This window comes from Pseudomonas sp. JZ134, assembly GCF_051027695.1.
GTDB lineage: Bacteria > Pseudomonadota > Gammaproteobacteria > Pseudomonadales > Pseudomonadaceae > Chryseomonas > Chryseomonas luteola.
Window position 1 is genome coordinate 868716 of record NZ_CP069250.1, and the last position, 18052, is coordinate 886767.

General features: G+C 57.6%; 13 protein-coding genes and 1 riboswitch. Of the genes, 5 read left to right on the forward strand and 8 right to left on the reverse strand.

Going from position 1 to position 18052, the window contains the following annotated elements:
- Nucleotides 1-1521 carry an AdeC/AdeK/OprM family multidrug efflux complex outer membrane factor gene (gene adeC, locus JQR86_RS03870; protein WP_074822423.1) on the forward strand — a complete coding sequence of 507 codons (1521 nt, stop codon included), beginning with the start codon at nucleotides 1-3 and terminating at the stop codon, nucleotides 1519-1521.
- Between the two features lie 87 nt (nucleotides 1522-1608).
- Here adeC and JQR86_RS03875 read toward each other — a convergent pair whose 3' ends face one another.
- The 3 genes from JQR86_RS03875 to ahcY form a co-directional block, all read right to left on the reverse strand.
- On the reverse strand, nucleotides 1609-3546 hold the full coding sequence (locus tag JQR86_RS03875; protein WP_074822426.1) for a DEAD/DEAH box helicase: 1938 nt from the start codon (nucleotides 3544-3546) through the stop codon (nucleotides 1609-1611).
- A gap of 147 nt (nucleotides 3547-3693) precedes the next feature.
- Nucleotides 3694-4542: a methylenetetrahydrofolate reductase [NAD(P)H] gene (gene metF, locus JQR86_RS03880; RefSeq protein WP_010795575.1), complete on the reverse strand. Its 849-nt coding sequence runs from the start codon at nucleotides 4540-4542 to the stop codon at nucleotides 3694-3696.
- A 117-nt stretch (nucleotides 4543-4659) separates the two neighbouring features.
- The gene (gene ahcY, locus JQR86_RS03885) at nucleotides 4660-6066 is read right to left on the reverse strand and encodes an adenosylhomocysteinase (protein ID WP_434154368.1); all 1407 of its coding nucleotides are present in this window, start codon (nucleotides 6064-6066) and stop codon (nucleotides 4660-4662) included.
- 69 nt (nucleotides 6067-6135) lie between these two features.
- Nucleotides 6136-6231, reverse strand: a riboswitch (S-adenosyl-L-homocysteine riboswitch).
- A gap of 186 nt (nucleotides 6232-6417) precedes the next feature.
- On the opposite strand from ahcY, the gene JQR86_RS03890 reads away from it, so the two are divergent.
- The 3 genes from JQR86_RS03890 (at nucleotide 6418) to JQR86_RS03900 (ending at nucleotide 9389) form a co-directional block, all read left to right on the forward strand.
- The gene (locus tag JQR86_RS03890; RefSeq protein ID WP_010795573.1) at nucleotides 6418-6822 is read left to right on the forward strand and encodes an acyl-CoA thioesterase; all 405 of its coding nucleotides are present in this window, start codon (nucleotides 6418-6420) and stop codon (nucleotides 6820-6822) included.
- Nucleotides 6823-6887: 65 nt separating this feature from the next.
- Nucleotides 6888-7508: a TetR/AcrR family transcriptional regulator gene (locus JQR86_RS03895; RefSeq protein WP_150348581.1), complete on the forward strand. Its 621-nt coding sequence runs from the start codon at nucleotides 6888-6890 to the stop codon at nucleotides 7506-7508.
- Nucleotides 7509-7898: 390 nt separating this feature from the next.
- The gene (locus JQR86_RS03900; RefSeq protein WP_407362245.1) at nucleotides 7899-9389 is read left to right on the forward strand and encodes an NCS1 family nucleobase:cation symporter-1; all 1491 of its coding nucleotides are present in this window, start codon (nucleotides 7899-7901) and stop codon (nucleotides 9387-9389) included.
- Between the two features lie 9 nt (nucleotides 9390-9398).
- Here JQR86_RS03900 and JQR86_RS03905 read toward each other — a convergent pair whose 3' ends face one another.
- Both JQR86_RS03905 and JQR86_RS03910 read right to left on the reverse strand, forming a co-directional pair.
- Complete coding sequence (locus tag JQR86_RS03905; RefSeq protein WP_407362244.1) at nucleotides 9399-9881, reverse strand: metallophosphoesterase family protein; 483 nt, start codon at nucleotides 9879-9881, stop codon at nucleotides 9399-9401.
- Between the two features lie 108 nt (nucleotides 9882-9989).
- The gene (locus JQR86_RS03910; RefSeq protein ID WP_407362243.1) at nucleotides 9990-11366 is read right to left on the reverse strand and encodes a nucleobase:cation symporter-2 family protein; all 1377 of its coding nucleotides are present in this window, start codon (nucleotides 11364-11366) and stop codon (nucleotides 9990-9992) included.
- Between the two features lie 317 nt (nucleotides 11367-11683).
- On the opposite strand from JQR86_RS03910, the gene JQR86_RS03915 reads away from it, so the two are divergent.
- The gene (locus JQR86_RS03915; protein ID WP_150346722.1) at nucleotides 11684-12298 is read left to right on the forward strand and encodes a DedA family protein; all 615 of its coding nucleotides are present in this window, start codon (nucleotides 11684-11686) and stop codon (nucleotides 12296-12298) included.
- Nucleotides 12299-12327: 29 nt separating this feature from the next.
- Here the strand turns inward: JQR86_RS03915 and JQR86_RS03920 are convergent, their stop codons facing one another.
- The 3 genes from JQR86_RS03920 to ilvD form a co-directional block, all read right to left on the reverse strand.
- Entirely contained in the window at nucleotides 12328-12897 is a 570-nt protein-coding gene (locus JQR86_RS03920; protein ID WP_286787903.1) for a hypothetical protein, read from the reverse strand.
- An 86-nt stretch (nucleotides 12898-12983) separates the two neighbouring features.
- Nucleotides 12984-15635 carry a bifunctional diguanylate cyclase/phosphodiesterase gene (locus JQR86_RS03925; protein WP_404627288.1) on the reverse strand — a complete coding sequence of 884 codons (2652 nt, stop codon included), beginning with the start codon at nucleotides 15633-15635 and terminating at the stop codon, nucleotides 12984-12986.
- 343 nt (nucleotides 15636-15978) lie between these two features.
- Nucleotides 15979-17817 carry a dihydroxy-acid dehydratase gene (gene ilvD / locus JQR86_RS03930; RefSeq protein ID WP_404627224.1) on the reverse strand — a complete coding sequence of 613 codons (1839 nt, stop codon included), beginning with the start codon at nucleotides 17815-17817 and terminating at the stop codon, nucleotides 15979-15981.
- Nucleotides 17818-18052: the final 235 nt, after the last annotated feature.

Sequence of the window (18052 nt, forward strand, 5' to 3'; positions counted from 1 at the left end):
ATGAAGAAGTCTCTTTTATCCATCGCAATAGGTGCAGTGCTGCTTTCGGGCTGCACCCTGATTCCCGACTACGAGCGGCCTGCATCGCCTGTGGAAAACGCTTGGCCGCAAGGCGAGGCGTACAAAGGCAATCCAACCAGCAGTGGTTCGGAATACACGGCCGATATTGGCTGGCGTGAGTTCTATAGCGATCCGCAATTGCAGCGTCTGATTCAAGTCGCTCTGGATAACAACCGTGATCTGCGGCAGGCGGCTCTGAATGTTCGCCTGTATCAGGCGCAGTATCGTATCCAACGTGCAGAGCTGTTCCCGACCATTGGCGTCAATGCCAATGGTTCGCGGACGCGTACGCCAGCAGACATGAGCTCGGCAGCGGCGATCCAGGAGTTGCTGCAAAGCACTGGTCAGGCTGGCGCGGGAAGCTCTCGTAGCGGCTCGATCAACAGCCAATACACGGTAACGCTTGGCATGTCGGCCTATGAGCTGGATCTGTTCGGTCGGTTGCGTAGTTTGAACGAGCAGGCCTTGCAAAGTTATTTTGCAACCGTTGAGGCGCGTCGCAGTACGCAGATCAGCCTGATTTCCGAAGTGGCTAACGCCTACTTCACCTGGAAAACCGATCAGAAATTGCTCCAGCTTACCCGCGATACACTGGACGCTTATCAGCGCTCATTCGATCTGACCAAGCGTCTGCTGGATAATGGGGTGGGTAGCGGTCTGGATCTACGTCAGTCCCGTACGGCGCTGGAGGGCGCTCGGGCGAGTCTTGCGCAGTACACTCGTCAGGAGGCGCAGGATCGCAATGCGCTGGGGTTGCTGTTGGGCGCGCCCTTGCCGACCGATCTACCGGCCGGCAAGAGCCTGGATGACAATGACCTGCTGGCCAAGCTGCCAGCTGGCTTGCCGTCGCAGCTGTTGCAGCGCCGTCCGGATGTTTTGCAGGCCGAGCTTAACCTCAAGGCCGCCAATGCCAATATTGGAGCCGCCAGGGCAGCGTTCTTCCCAAGCATCAGTCTGACCGCCCAGGGTGGAACGGGTAGCCGGGAGCTTTCTGGCTTGTTTGATGCCCATTCGGGATACTGGACATTCGCACCCAGCATCAATATCCCGATCTTTACCGCCGGTAGTCTGAAGGCAAGCCTTGATGCGGCCAAGATCCAGAAGGACATCAATATCGCTGCGTATGAGAAAGCCATCCAGACAGCCTTCCGGGAAGTGTCTGATTCTCTAGCCGCACAGGGAACCTATGATGACCAGCTTCAGGCCCAGCGTGATCTGGTGACGGCAAGTCAGGAGTATTACGATCTGGCTGAGAAGCGTTACCGTCAGGGCATCGATAACTACCTGACTGTGCTTGATGCGCAGCGATCCTTATATTCGGCTCAGGAGCAGCTGCTCGCAGACCGCCTTAATCAGCTCAGCAGCAGTGTGACGCTGTACAAGGCGTTAGGCGGTGGCTGGTTGGAGCGTACGACGGATAACAACGTCAGTGCGACGCCCGCAATCACATCAAAGCGCTAGTAAGGCAGACATGAAAAAGCCGACTCGATTGAGTCGGCTTTTTTTATGCCTATTTTTCCCTCCAGCCTGCGCTGGAGGGAAAACGCATCAAGCGTCAGCGTCAGCCGAGCGATTACGTGTCAGCAAGGCAGGCTTTTCAGCCTTTGGACGAACCTGGAGCGAATCCAGCTGCTCAGGCGTCAGCATGCGGTCTGCACGAGAAGGTTTGTGCAGAATGCGAGGTTGCGGCTTGCTGGGTGCACGCTCCTCTGTCATAGCGGGACGCGGCTCACGGGGTTCGCGTGGCTGGTAAGGACGATTCTCCTGACGGGGACGTTGTCCGGCCGGCTTGTTGCGACGCTTGTTCTGAGCTGGGCCACGACTATCGGTTGCAGGCGCGTTGCTGGCATTGGCCGCACCTTGTCTAGGACGGGGCGGGCGTGCTTGAGCCGTAGCGCCTGAAGTCGCTGCGCCTTGGCTATGGGTACGCGGCGGTTGCCCTTGACCTGGACGACGCGGACCACCATTACGGCGATTCTTGCCTTGATAAGGGCTGACATAATCGACCCGGTTACCAAAGTTATCGAAATCGTCATCCAGAAATTCTTCCGGATCGCGGTTCTGGGGGCTCTGAGTTGTCTGCTGTGGCTGGCGCTCGCCGCTGCGCTCCTGGCGTGGCTTGTTTCTACCGGCGCGTGCCTGGTCCTGACCCTGGTTCTGCTGGCGGCCACGACGTGGCTGGCGTGCCTGCCGCTCCTCGTGCTGTGGTGCTGCGTGTTCAGCAGAAACTTCACCTTCCGCTGCTCTTGCAGGCTGCTCTTTGCGGGGTGCACGTGGCTGTCGTGCCTGGCGACGGGGCTCGCGTGGCTCACGCGCTTCCACTTTCTCAACCGGTGCGCTGGCAGGGTCAAAGCCCTGCATGTCACCGTCAGGGATGTTCTGCTTGGTCAGGCGCTCGATGGCGCGCAGCAGTTTCTCCTCGTCGGGAGACACAAGGGATATGGCTTCGCCGCTACGACCGGCACGACCTGTACGGCCGATGCGGTGTACGTAATCTTCCTCCACGTTCGGCAACTCGAAGTTGACGACATGGGGAAGCTGGTCGATGTCCAGACCGCGAGCGGCAATATCGGTTGCTACGAGCACGCGAATGGAATTGTCCTTGAAATCGGCCAGCGCTTTGGTACGTGCGTTTTGGCTCTTGTTTCCATGGATAGGCGCAGCCGGAAGGCCGTTCTTGTTCAGGTATTCGGCCAGGCGGTTGGCACCGTGCTTGGTCCGTGTGAAGACCAACACTTGTTCCCAGGCGCCAAGAGTAATCAGATGAGCCAGCAAGGCGCGTTTCTGGGCAGCGGCAATACGGAAGACACGCTGCTCGATACGTTCGACCGTGGTGTTTGGCGGCGTGACCTGGATGCGCTCGGGATTACGCAGGAGCTTGTCGGCCAAATCGGTAATGTCTTTGGAGAACGTTGCCGAAAACAGCAGGTTCTGCCGTTCTTTGGGAAGCAGGGCGAGAACCTTCTTCACGTCGTGAATGAAGCCCATGTCGAGCATGCGGTCAGCTTCGTCCAGCACGAGAATCTCGATGGCTGACAGATCGACGTTATTCTGACCGGCAAGGTCCAGAAGACGACCAGGGCACGCTACCAGGACGTCAAGGCCCTTGGAGAGCGCAGTGACCTGGGGCTTCATGCCAACACCACCAAAGATGCAGGTGCTACGCATGGGAAGGTCGCGTGCATAGATCTTGAAACTATCATGCACTTGGGCGGCCAGCTCCCGGGTAGGCGTCAATACCAACACACGGGCTTGGCGCGGACCGGCTTTTTTGCCGTCAGGTTGTCCGTTCGGAAAGAGCCGCTCGAGAACGGGGAGGGCGAATCCACCCGTCTTGCCAGTACCGGTCTGGGCGGCAACCATCAGGTCACGGCCTTGCAGTACAGCGGGAATGGCCCGTTGTTGAACGGGAGTCGGGTTGACATAACCCGCGTCGTTTACTGCGCGGGATAGGGCCTCGGAGAGACCGAGGGAAGTGAAGGACATGCGGGGTTCCTGTCTACTAAGTCGGCGTCCCGCCGACGTTGGGGCGCGGTTTCGCCTGAAACTGACGACAATAATGTGTTCGTCTTCTCCACACGCTACCGCCCTGCGCTGGGTGGAAGGCTGGAAAATGGCTCCAGGCGATGATGTTCAGCTTTTAAAGCCAAGGTTATTCCAAATGGCCAGGCTGGGTTCAGCCTGATTCAATGTGTAGAAGTGCAGGGCAGGCGCTCCGCCGGCCAGCAAGCGTTCACACATGTCTGTCACGATTTCCTGGCCAAACGCCTGAATGCTTTTGACATCGTCAGCATACGCTTCCAACTGCTTGCGAATCCAGCGTGGGATTTCGGCGCCACAGGCTTCGGAAAAGCGAGCCAGGCTGCTGTAGTTGGTAATCGGCATGATGCCAGGAATGATGGGTACGTCTGCGCCTAGCTTGCACGCTCTGTCGACAAAATGAAAGTAGCTGTCGGCATTAAAAAAGTATTGTGTGATCGCGCCGTTGGCTCCAGCCTTGATTTTGCGAACAAAATTGGCGAGATCGGCTTCGAAGTTGCGTGCCTGGGGATGAACTTCCGGATAAGCGGCAACTTCAATGTGAAAATGATCACCGGTTTCTTCGCGGATAAAGCTGACCAACTCGTTGGCGTAACGCAGTTCGCCGCCGGAAATTCCCATGCCGGAAGGAAGATCACCGCGCAGTGCCACAATACGCGTGATGCCCGCTTCACGGTAGCGAATCAGCAGGTCCCGTAATTCGGCCTTGGAGTCGCCTACGCAGGAGAGATGGGGCGCTGTAGGAATCCGAATCTCGCTGTCGAGCTGAAGAACGGTATTGAGGGTACGGTCCCGGGTCGAGCCGCCAGCACCATAAGTGCAGGAGAAAAATTCTGGGGAGTAGCCGGCCAGCTGGCGAGCGGTATTGAGCAATTTTTCGTGGCCGGCTTCGGTCTTCGTCGGGAAGAACTCGAAACTGACGTTGGGTGTGGTACGAGTCATGGGTAATCCCTGGAGCGCATTGGCGCTTCCTCAAGAAACACCGCCGCTTGGGCGGTGTTGTCCTGAACTGCCGAGGAGAAGGGGAAGACCTTCTCCGTGTCGATTGATGCCTACCGCTTAGTAGCGATAGGTTTCCGGCTTGAACGGGCCGTCCTGCTCAACGCCAATGTAGTCCGCCTGTTCTTTGGTCAGACGTGTCACGACACCGCCGAAGCCCTTGACCATTTCCAGCGCCACTTCTTCGTCCAGCTTCTTGGGCAGAACCATAACCGTGACGTTCTTGGTCTTTTCGACTACAGGAAGGTCGGCAAACTTCTCGTTGAACAAGTGCATTTGCGCCAGAACCTGGTTGGCAAAGGAGCCGTCCATGATGCGGCTTGGGTGGCCGGTTGCGTTGCCCAGGTTGACCAGGCGACCTTCGGCCAGCAGGATCAGATAATCATCGTTGGCTGGATCGATGTCCTTGCCGGTGCGGTGAATCTTGTGAACCTGCGGCTTCACTTCTTCCCAGCCCCAGTTCTTGCGCATGAAGGCTGTATCGATTTCATTGTCGAAATGGCCGATGTTGCACACCACGGCGCGCTTCTTCAGCCTTTTCAGCATGTTGGCGTCGCAGACGTTGGCGTTGCCGGTTGTGGTGACGATCAGGTCGATCTTGCCCAGCAGGTCGGCATCAACGCAGGCTTCGGTGCCATCGTTCTGACCATTCTTGTAGGGCGAAACGACTTCATAGCCGTCCATGCAGGCCTGCATGGCACAGATCGGGTCGACCTCGGACACCTTCACGATCATGCCTTCCTGGCGTAGGGAGGCAGCAGAACCCTTGCCTACGTCGCCATAGCCGACAACCAGCGCCTGCTTGCCAGAGAGCAGGTGGTCGGTGGCGCGCTTGATGGCGTCGTTCAGGCTGTGACGGCAGCCGTACTTGTTGTCGTTCTTGCTCTTGGTAACGGAGTCATTGACGTTGATCGCCGGGATTTTCAGGGTGCCTTTCTTCAGCATGTCCTGCAGGCGATGTACACCAGTGGTGGTTTCTTCAGTAACGCCGTGAATTTTTTCCAGGGCCTGCGGATACTTGTCATGCAGGATCTGGGTCAGGTCGCCACCATCGTCCAGGACCATGTTGGCATCCCAGGGCTGGCCATCTTTCAGGATGGTCTGCTCGATGCACCACTCGTATTCTTCTTCGGTTTCACCTTTCCAGGCAAAGACCGGAATACCGGCAGCGGCAATGGCGGCAGCGGCCTGATCCTGAGTGGAGAAGATGTTGCAGGAGGACCAGCGCACTTCAGCGCCCAGCGCGACCAGTGTTTCGATCAGCACGGCAGTCTGGATGGTCATGTGGATGCAGCCCAGGATCTTGGCACCCTTGAGCGGTTGCTCGCCGGCGTACTTGCGACGCAGGGCCATCAGGGCAGGCATTTCGGACTCGGCGATGATGATTTCGCGGCGGCCCCAGTCAGCCAGGGAAATGTCGGCAACCTTGTAGTCGTTGAAACCGGCAGGCGTGATAACAGCGCTCATTAAGCTCTCCATTCGTTCGAAGTTGTTGGCTGCCCCGGCGATAACGTGCCGCTGCAGGACAGCTGTAAATGCGAATGGGCGCCGTTGATGCGTGTGCAGGCCAGGCCTGCGGCTACGCTCCCCCGAGCCTGACAGGGAAACCCTGCTGCAGCGCCCCTCGGTAGGATGGCGGGTGGCGATTTGAAAATCGCCATGGGCTCGAAGTATAGCGGGCAATCCCCAGGCTTTGTAGGTGTACCGGCTTCATGATGATCAGTAATTGACTGCATAGAGAGGAACGACCGCTTCGATGGCTTCTCTAACCGGCGGAAGGGGTTAAGCTTGTGGACCGCTATTACTCAAGGAGACGACATGAATTTCCATACACGCAAGTGGGTAAAGCCCGAGGATCTGAACGCCAACAACACTCTGTTTGGCGGCAGCCTGCTGAAGTGGATAGACGAAGAGGCTGCGATTTATGCCATCGTTCAGTTGGGCAACCAGCGGGTCGTCACCAAATATATTTCCGAGATCAATTTTGTCAGCGCATCGCGTATCGGTGACATCATCGAGCTAGGGATCACGGCTACTGAATTTGGCCGCAGCTCCATTACCCTGCGCTGTGAAGTCCGCAACAAGATTACCCGCAAGAGCATTCTGACCATCGACAAGATCGTCTTCGTCAACCTGGACGAGGAGGGTAATCCGACTCCCCATGGCAAGACGAAGATCACGTACATCGAAGATCAGTTCAAGGATGAAGAAAAGGGCGCCTGAGTCGCTCTAGGTTCGCGACAGACCTTGGGGTAGCCTTGGCGTTTACTGCTCGTATCGGAAATGCCATGGCTAATCACAAGATCGAGATCCGCCGCAGGAATACGCAGAAGATATTGCTGGCTGCCGAAAAGGTGTTTGCCGAGAAAGGGTTTGGTGCTGCTTCCATGGGCGATATTGCCCAGGAAGCAGAGCTGCCGCGGTCGAACCTGCATTATTACTTCTCGACCAAGGATGACCTGTACCGTGAGGTGGTGCTCGGATTACTGGAACTCTGGAAACAGGATGCCATCTGTTTCGAGCAGTTCGATGATCCCCGGGTAGTGCTGACGAGCTATATCCGCGCCAAGATGAACCACTCCCGTACTCGCCCTTATGGCTCAAAGATCTGGGCCAACGAAATCATGCATGGTGCACCGCTGCTGGGGGCCGCTCTGGATGAACACCTGATGGAGTGGGCCAGACTCAAGCAGGCCAAGATCAAGCAGTGGGTGGATGACAAACGTATCCTGCCGGTAGAGCCGGCTTATCTGCTCTACATGATCTGGGCCTCGACCCAGCACTATGCAGATTTCAATTATCAGATCGACTTAATCAACGGCCATATGCCCTTGAGCGATCGGCAATTCGAGCAGGCTGTACAGACGGTGACGGCGGTTATCCTGCGAGGAATTGGTCTGGAGCCTTGAGCATTCCTAACGTAGCTGTCAGGAATAAAGGGTATCCGGCGCTGCCTTGGTGATCGTCGCTCACCAAATTGTTGCACAGGCTATGGCTTGGCTTTTCTAAACTTAATCAATGAGTTGGTTGCTTTTGCAACGCTTGCAAGCGATCACACTGCCTTTTTTCTGCACCAGTTTGATTCCTGACAACGCTGTTAGGACGCTTCGCTTCGGTGATCAGCTGCCATTGCCTTGCTAGGCAAACCAATATTCCAGGTGTGATATCAAGGACTTAGCGCAAGGCCCGCTCCCCTGACTGTTTTCGATCACGGTTCCGGCACGCTTATTGAGAGAAAGGGCGATCAGCCTGCTAGCAGGACCACTCACCCCTATGAGAGAAAACAGGGAGAGCATGCCATGCCATACAACAGATCCGAAGTGATTGTGCGCGATGGTCTTCATGAGCTTCATGCCGGCCCGGATGTTCTGGACAGCCCACGTTATAACCACGACATGGCGCCTACTCAGGTAGCGGAGCGTTCCTGGAATAAGTGGCATATCGCAGCGCTGTGGGTGGGCATGGCCATCTGCGTACCCACGTACACCCTGGGTGGCGTACTGACGGCTTACTTTGGATTATCAGTGGGCGAGGCGCTGGCTACCATTCTGCTGGCCAACCTGATCGTGCTGATTCCCCTGACATTAAATGCATTTCCAGGCACCAAGTACGGGATTCCTTTTCCGGTCCTCCTGCGCAGCTCCTTTGGTATTCTGGGCTCGAACGTGCCCTGCCTGATTCGAGCAGTCGTGGCCTGCGGCTGGTTTGGCATCCAGACGATGTTTGGCGGTTTGGCGATTCACCTGTTTCTCGGGTCACTTTTCGAGGGCTGGAAGGCCTTGGGCAGTACGGGTGAGGTCATTGGCTTCATGGTGTTCTGGACGGCTAATCTATGGGTGGTCATTCGAGGCGCCGAGTCGATCAAGTGGCTGGAGACCTTGTCTGCGCCGCTCCTGTTACTTGTCGGGGTCGGTCTTCTGATATGGGCGATGCCCCATGTGTCGATGACGGAGCTCCTGTCCCAGCCAGCCAAACGACCGGAAGGCGAGGGGGTGACCAAATATTTTCTGGCAGGCCTGACTGCCATGGTGGGTTTCTGGGCGACTCTCTCACTGAACATTCCAGACTTCAGTCGCTATGCCAGAAGCCAGAAGGATCAGATCATAGGGCAAGTGATTGGCCTGCCGGTCACCATGTTCCTGTTTGCCTCCCTGGGCGTAGTAATGACGGCCGCTTCGGCGGCCCTGGTGGGCGAGACGGTGTCTGATCCGGTTTCGCTTATCGGTCATATCCAGAGCCCTGTTTGGGTTGCCCTGGCCATGGCCTTGATCGTAGTTGCGACGCTGTCGACCAATACAGCTGCCAATATCGTTTCGCCCACGAATGATTTCCAGAATCTTGCGCCCCGGCTCATCAATCGGACCCGAGCCGTATTGATAACCGGGTTGGTGGGCCTGGCGCTGATGGCCCATGAACTGCTCAAGAAACTAGGCTGGATCGTCTCGGATGTCAGCCTGGAGAGCGTGTACTCGAACTGGCTGCTGGGGTACTCCAGTCTTCTGGGACCCATCGCCGGCATCATGGTGGTGGACTACTTCATCGTGAAAAAGCAGCAGCTTGATCTGGCCGGGTTATACCGTGACGACTATTACCCAGCCTACAACGTGGTGGGTTTCGTTGCGTTCGGTATTCCTGTCGTGCTGACGCTCATGGCGTTGACAACGGGCGTCATGACCTGGTTTTACGATTACGGCTGGTTTACCGGTTCGGCACTTGGTGGGGTGATCTACTTTGCCTGTGCCGGGCAGCGTCATCGCAGCCCGGCGCCGCTGGCCAGACCTTCGCTGTGAAGGCCCTGACTAGACTTCCAGGGTAATGAGTTCGGCGTTGACCTCGGTACCCTGTATGCTCAGGCGTCCCAGAGAGACAGGCAGCTTGAAGCGGCGAGGGCCTGGGCTGCCTGGGTTGAAGTAGAGTACGCCCTCGCGCTCCTCCCGTTTTGGCTTATGTGAATGCCCGCAGATTACGACGCGAATACCTTCGGCCGCCGGATCAATCACCAGATCCTGGAGAATGTGGATCACGTAGAGGTCGACCTCGCCAAAACGAAGCGTAGCTGTTTCAGGTAGGGTCTGGGCCCAGTCGTCCGTGTCGTTATTGCCGCGGACGACAGTAAGGAAAGCTATTTCCCGAAGTCGCTCAAGGATTTCGGGCTTGCCGACATCACCGGCATGGATGATATGGTCGCTCCCTTCAAGTGCACTCAATGCGCCGGGACGCAGGAGGTTGTGCGTATCGGCGATAACGCCAATGCGAAAAATCGGATGGTTGGAGGCAGGCATGGTTCTCCCGTACACAGGCTGGGTCTGTATAACCTTTGACCGATAAAGTGTGTAAGGGTTGAATGAGTGTGATCGACGCCCAGTGCAGGCGTCGATCACAAGCGCCCTTTATTTCTGCGCTATGTCTTTGGTGCTGTCTGGCAGGAACCAGTTCATGATCAGAGCGCAAAGCCCTCCTGTGGCCACACCTGAATTCAGTACATCACGTAGCGCTGCCGGCATGTGGGCGAGAAACTCAGGGACCTGGGACACACCCAGACCCAGTGCCAGGGAAACGGCAATAATCAACAGGGCACGGCGGTCCAACTGAATGCCGGCCAGAATGTTGATCCCCGAAGCTGCAACGGCGCCAAACATCACCAGTGCGGCGCCACCCAATACTGGCTCTGGTACGGCCTGAATAATGCCGGCAACGGCTGGAAACAGGCCGAGCAGAACGAGAAAGACGGCAATCCACAGCCCGACGTGGCGGCTGGCGATACCCGTCAGTTGGATCACGCCGTTGTTTTGCGCAAAGATTGAGCTGGGAAAGCTGTTGAACAGTCCGGCCAACAAGGAATTGGCTCCATTGACCAGTACACCGCCCTTGATCCGAGCCATCCAGACCGGACCCTCTACCGGCTGGCGGGACACTTTACTGGTTGCGGTCACGTCACCGATGGCTTCCAGGGAGGTGACGAGATAGATCACCAGCATGGGAACGAACAGTGCCCAGGAAAAACCCAGCCCAAAATGCAGGGGAGCCGGCACCTGGAACAGAGGAGCTTCATGCATGCCGGTAAAGTCCAGACGTCCCAGATAAGCCGCCAGGCCGTAGCCGACCAGGAGCGCAATGACGATGGCCGCGCTACGCACCCATACCACGCGAACGCGGTTGAGCACGACGATGATTGCCAGCACCACGCCGGACAGCAGCAGATTCTCGCCGTTGGCAAAGGTGCCCTGGCTCATGGCTGAGAAGCCGCCGCCCATACTGATGAGTCCGACCTTGATCAAGGTAAGACCGATCATCAGCACCACGATGCCGGTTACCAGCGGAGTAATCAGGCGCTTAACGAAAGGCAGTATTCGGGAAATACCCATTTCGACGAAAGAGCCCGCCATGACCACGCCAAAAATGGCAGCCATTACGGCCTCAACCGGCGTGCCCTGCTTGACCATCAGCGCGCCGCCAGCGATCAAGGGGCCGACAAAGTTGAAGCTGGTACCCTGAACGATTAGTAGCCCTGCCCCGAACGGGCCGAAGCGGCGACACTGGATGAACGTGGCAATGCCTGAAATCACCAGAGACATGGACACGATCAGGTTGGTATCCCGTGGTGAGACACCCAGTGCCTGGCAGATTAGAAGGCCTGGAGTGACGATAGGCACGATGATCGCCAGCAGATGCTGCAACGCAGCGAGCAGGGCGATAGGCAGGCGAGGCCGATCGTCGAGACCGTAAACCAGTTCATGGCGGGAGGGAGAGGCGTCCGGCTGGCTCATGTAGCGGTTCCGCAAAAGGCGGCAAGTGTACTGTTCCGGTGCTGCGCCGCACAGTCTTCATCCCATAAAAGAGACGGGCGATAGGACAGGCTGCTGCCATGCGCCTTGGGCATGGCGTTAACGTTCAGTAATAAAGACGAAAGTCTCACGGCCTAACTTTACCAGTATCCAGGGTCTTAGGCCTTGTTCTGATGGCAGGCGCTTGGCATTCACTACTCCAATCCCGCCGGGCTTCATGGCAAGCACTTCAGCAGTCATGCCATGCAGATCCAGCAGCCAGGTTGCCCATACCTTCTTCTTTTACCGAGGGCTTTTGCGTGTTTGACGCGATTACAGGGTTGATTCAACAGGGGGGTTACCTGGGCATTCTTTTGCTCATGTTTCTGGAAAACGTGTTTCCGCCTATTCCATCGGAGGTCATTATGCCGCTGGCAGGGTTTCTAGCGGCGAGAGGGGAGCTGAATTTCATCGGCGTGGTGCTGGCGGGAACGCTGGGGTCCTTTCTGGGCGCGCTACCGTGGTATTACGCTGGTGCGGTATGGGGAGAGGCGCGCATGCGCAAGCTGGCGCAGCGTTACGGGCGCTGGCTGACTCTTTCGGCCAAGGACGTCAGTGAGGCCTCTCTCTGGTTCAGGTCGCATGGCAGTAAGGCTGTCTTCTTTGGCCGCCTGGTACCGGCAATCCGTACCCTGATTTCTGTACCGGCCGGTATTGCCCATATGCCGTTTCGTCGCTTCGCCGGGTATACCCTGGCGGGTTCTCTGATCTGGACAACGGTGCTGACACTGGCGGGTTACCTGCTGAATGCCGAATACGAGCGTGTCGCGACGCTTTTGGATCCGGCCTCCAAAATAGTTCTGGCAGTGATTGTGCTCGTTTACCTGTATCGCCTGTTTAAAACCAACAGTCGGGAAGACTGCCGGGAAGGCTAGACGGGTTGGAATAGCGCCAGGGATGAGTCCTAGCGCTGATCCAGCAGACGCCTGCGCTCGGCTTTCTGTGCTTCTACCTGCGCCTTTTTCTGCTCGATCGCGGCGCGTCCACGCTCTGTTACGCTGGGGCGCGGTGCGGGCTCGGGGGCTGGCTGGGGCGTTGGTGGGGTTGGCCTGGGATAATGATGCCAGGGCGGACGGTGTCCACCATAATCGTAATAGGGCTCTGGATAGGGATAGTAGCGGTCCTGCCGGATCGGTGGCGGGACATCATAGTCATCATCGTCGAGATCGTAATAACGATCAGCGTCTGACGGTGTGCGAGTGCTTGGCCGAGACGTCTCGTCTCGAGGCTTAGTGTTGGGCTTTTCTACTACCGGTGGTGGCGTCGGGTCGGCCATACGGGTGACCGGGCCACTGCCTCTTGGTGGAGGGTTATCAACTTCGATACGGTCGGCCAGGGATTGATCAGATGGGCAATGGCCTTGTGTAAACGTGATCTGGCCTGCCTTGTCGACGCATTTGAGTATGGTGTCTGCCTGGGCATGGGTGACGCCGCCCAAGCTTGAGACCGCAACCGCCAGAATTGCCCACTTCATAGCAATCCCCTCTAACGTACCTGCATGCCACTCTAGCACCTTGCCGGTCAGGTCATCTAAACGGTTACTGAAGAAAACCGTGAAGGTCAGGCTAGGGAGTGCCGCGCTGCTGACAGAAAATCGAACAAGCCTTCCAGAGGCAGTGGCTCGGCCAGAAAATAGCCCTGCGCCTCGTCGCAACGCGCCCGCTTGAGCAGTTCGAGCGTCTCTTCGTCTTCCACACCTTCCGCCACGACAACAAGGTTCAAGGCATGGGCCATGTCGGTAATGGCCTTGATGAACACGTAGCGGTCCAACCCTTCGGCGGGATGGGTAATAAGCGTGCGGTCGAGTTTGACGGTATCAATAGGAAAACGCCTAAGATAGGACAGGCCGGAGTAGCGAGTTCCCAGGTCGTCTACTGCCAGTTTGACACCCAAAGTTTTCAGCGCTCCGAGCGCCTGATTGGAGGCGTCCATGTCTTCAATGAAAGCCCCCTCGGTCAACTCGAGCTCCAGGTGACAGGGTCTCAGTTTGGTTGTGTGCAGAATCGCTTCTATCCTGTCCTTCAAATGTGGTGACTTGAGCTGGTGGGGTGACAGGTTCACGGACAGTTCCAGCGACTGCCCAAGTCGACTGGACAGGTCGTGAATGTCCTGACAGGCCTTTTGCAGAACCCACAGTCCCAGCTCGTCTATCATCCCAATCTCTTCGGCAATCGGAATGAAATCCACAGGAGAAATCCATCCCCGCTCCGGGTGATGCCAGCGGATCAAGACCTCAACGCCCTGGGGAGTGCCCTCAGGCAGCCGAATACGCGGCTGGTAGTAAAGCGAAAACTGATTCTGCTCCAAGGCGTGGTACAACGCCGTTTCCAGCACCATGCGGTTTTTGGCTTCGACACTCATTTCTTCTGAGAAGATGCGGCAACAATGGCCGCCTGCCGCCTTGGCACGATACATCGCAATATCTGCATGCTGGACCAGTTGTTCCTTGGTATGGCCGTGCTCAGGGTAGAGTCCTATCCCTACCGACGCACCGGAAAAAACACGGCTGCCATTGATTTCGATCGGAGCCGCAACCGCTCGGATGATGGCGTCAGCCACCGCTTGAACGGAGATTTCACCTTCCGGGGCGTGGGCGACCACGACAAACTCATCGCCACCCAGGCGCGCCACCAGATCACCCTGAGGTACCGCTGCCCTCAATCGCTGCGCCACTTCGCGCAGCATTGTGTCGCCTGCATCATGTCCCATCGAGTCGTTGACCTGCTTGAAGCGGTCCAGGTCGATCAGCATGATGGCAAGGCAGCTGTTAAGCGGCGTGAAATTGATCAGAGCCTGCAAATGCTCGTTCAGGTACGCCCGATTGGGCAGCCCTGTCAGCATGTCATGGTTGGCCAGCTGGTGCAGGCGGCTTTCGGCCAGCTTCTGCTCGGTGACATCCGTATAGCTGCCTGCCCATTCGATAAGCTGACCTTCCGTATCAAGAATGGGAACGGCATAACCACTGACATGGCGATATTGACCATCGGCCCGGCGCAGCCGGTACTGGGCATATACCGGCTGGCGGTCCTGCAGCATTTTGGCTCCCAGCGCAGCGGTGGGCTCCTGATCGTCCGGGTGAACCACGTTCATCCAGCCAAACCCCTGCATTTCCTCCTGAGTCTGGCCGGTAAAGGCACACCAGTCCGGCTGAGGAGAAACAATCTCCAAGGTAGGCGAAGCCGTCCACACGATGGCTCCTGTAGCATTTACCAGTGAGCGAAAGCGTTGTTCGCTGGCTTGAAGCGCCAACTCTGCCGCTTTGCGCTCCGAGGTTTCCCGGTCGCGCTCGATAACCAGCGCCGCAGTATTGACCAGCAGGCGCATGGACTCCTGCTCCGAATCGCTCGGCTCGCGCGCCTCCCTGCAATAATAGGCCAGGGTGCCCAATACTCTTCCAGAGGATGACAGGATCGGGTGAGACCAGCAGGCGTGGAAACCATAACCAAGCACCACAGACTTGGCTTCAACCCAGCGCGGATCGTTCTCAATATCGCTGACGATAGTCGAGGTGCCGGTATACGCGGCCGCTCCACAGGAGCCGGCGAGGGGGCCAATCGGTATGCGTTCTACGGCCTGATTGAACGATTGGGGGAGCGAGGGGGCCGAGCCAAAGCGCAGGTGCAGGCCATCGGTGTCCATGAGCATGACCGATGCCCAGATGTTGCCACCTGCCTGCTCTTCCGCAGAGCGGGTCAGGGTATCGAGAATCTGCTTGAGCGGGGCTCCCGCGACGGCCTGTGCCAGTGCCTGCTGCTGACCGTTGGCCAGGGCCTCGGTGCGTTTCAGATCACTGATATCTGACGCAATGCCCCGTAGCCGGAGGCTGTCAGCGTCGCTTAGCACCTTGCCTTTGACGCTGATCCAGCGAGTGCGGCCGTCTGACAGCAGCAACCTGCAGTCGAAATGCCAATGCTCGGCACGTTTCGCTGCCGTTTCGATGACGCGGCGTACACGCCTTTGGTCATCCGTGTGGATACGCTCGAAAAACTCCTCGAGCGCCCATGTGTCCGGCTGTATGGACGTACCGAAATCCGGCCCGTTTCTCAGCAGACAGGTCAGCGTTCCGCTAGCGACGTCCAGTTCCCATTCACCCAGATCCGCTACATCGAGCGCGAACTGCAGGCGTGCCTCAAGTTCAGCAGCGGAGGAGGAAGGCGAGGGGGCGGTGTTGACATCCTTTTTTACCCTGGGCTCGGCATTGGTGTCCGGCATATCGTTCACTCGAAGTTTCCAACTATCGATTGATCTGCCACGTCTTGCGGGCGCGGCACAGCAGCGGTGCGTCTAGAACAGGACTCTATAGAAAGCGTAGTCGCTCTGGGCAATGGCTCAATTCATAATCATCCATGAAATACGAGGGTAACGATTTACCATGCTGTCGGAGGGCTATCATCGAGCAGAAAGGGAGACGTTCTACAGGCGACGCCATCTTGCCTGAAACAGGCTTTTTGCCAAGAGTAAGAGAGTCCCAACCAGACCAGTGGAGAGGCTGCGCTTTTTGCGGAACAGACACAAAAACGCCGCCCGAAGGCGGCGTGCTCAACACGATCCCAGATCAGTCTTCCAGCATCGCCTTGTTACGGACGGCACCCTTGTCGGCACTGGTGGCCAAGAGGGCATACGCCTTGAGCGCTGTGCTCACGCGGCGCGCACGTGGCGTGGCAGGCTTCCAACCCTTTTTGTCCTGTTCGATGCGGCGGTGAGACAACTCCTCATCGCTAACCAGTAGGTTGATGCTGCGATTGGGGATATCGATCAGAACCTTGTCGCCGTCTTTCACCAAGCCGATCGCACCACCAGCCGCCGCTTCTGGCGAAGCATGGCCGATGGAAAGTCCTGACGTGCCGCCCGAGAAACGGCCGTCGGTGAGCAGGGCGCACTGCTTGCCCAGTCCCTTGGACTTCAGGTAGCTGGTGGGGTAGAGCATTTCCTGCATGCCCGGGCCGCCCTTGGGACCTTCGTAGCGGATGATAACGATATCGCCAGCTTTCACTTCGTCGTTCAGGATGCCCTTCACCGCGGCATCCTGACTTTCGAAAATCTTTGCCGAGCCTTCGAAAACATGGATGGATTCATCCACACCCGCCGTTTTCACCACGCAACCGTCCAGCGCGATATTGCCATACAGCACGGCAAGACCGCCTTCCTGAGAGTAGGCATGCTCGACGCTACGGATGCAGCCTTCGGCGCGGTCGTCATCCAGGGTGTCCCAGCGAGTCGCCTGACTGAAGGCTTCCTGCGTGGGGATACCGGCCGGACCTGCGCGGAAAAAGGTCTTGACCGCTTCGTCCTGAGTAAGCGTGATGTCCCACTTCTCGATGGCATCGCCCAGGGTTCTGCTGTGCACGGTTGGCAGATCCGTATTGAGCAAACCGCCGCGAGCCAGTGCACCCAAAATGCTCATGATCCCGCCTGCACGGTGAACATCTTCCATATGGTATTTCTGGATGTTCGGCGCCACCTTGCACAGCTGGGGTACTTTACGGGACAGGGCGTCAATGGCGCGCAGATCAAAGTCGACCTCGGCTTCCTGAGCCGCTGCCAGAAGGTGCAGGATGGTATTGGTGGAGCCACCCATCGCGATATCCAGCGTCATTGCGTTTTCAAAGGCCTTGTAAGACGCAATGTTACGTGGCAGTACAGAGGCATCGTTCTCCTGATAGTAGCGCTTGCACAGCTCGACCGCCGTACGGCCGGCTTGCAGGAATAGCTCCTTGCGGTCGGCATGGGTTGCCAGCAGCGAGCCATTACCCGGCAGTGCCAGGCCCAGGGCCTCGGTCAGACAGTTCATGGAGTTGGCCGTAAACATGCCGGAGCAAGAGCCGCAGGTTGGGCAAGCGCTGCGCTCATACTCGGCTACTTTTTCATCAGAGGCGGTGCTATCCGCGGCGATGACCATAGCGTCGACCAAATCCAGGCCGTGGCTGGCCAGCTTGGTCTTGCCGGCTTCCATGGGGCCGCCGGAGACGAATACGACCGGAATGTTCAGGCGCAGGGCCGCCATCAGCATGCCGGGGGTGATCTTGTCGCAGTTGGAAATGCATACCAGCGCGTCGGCGCAGTGAGCATTGACCATGTACTCCACGGCATCAGCGATGATCTCGCGGGACGGCAGGGAATAGAGCATGCCATCGTGACCCATGGCGATGCCGTCATCCACAGCGATAGTGTTGAATTCCTTTGCAACGCCACCGGCTTTTTCTATCTCGCGGGCGACCAGCTGGCCCAGGTCCTTTAGGTGAACATGACCTGGCACGAACTGGGTAAAGGAGTTGGCTATCGCAATGATCGGCTTCTTGAAGTCTTCGTCCTTCATGCCGGTGGCACGCCAAAGTGCGCGGGCACCAGCCATATTGCGGCCGTGGGTGGAGGTTTTCGAGCGGTAATCAGGCATGGAGGCTGCTCTCCGGGGCGGCTTTGCTTATCACGGTAATCTGTTCAAACACTGCGGCGTATCCACCGTATAACTGTAAAGGTAGCAGTGGAGGCTTAGGGCACGCGAGCATTGAATAGGCTCAGGGCTATCGTGAGCGCGGACGGAGCGCAAAGCAAACGGAAGTGGACCGAGTGCCGTGCTCTGGGCCGGTCGGATAGCGCGGGATCTCCGCGTGACTGGCTTGGGCTCACAG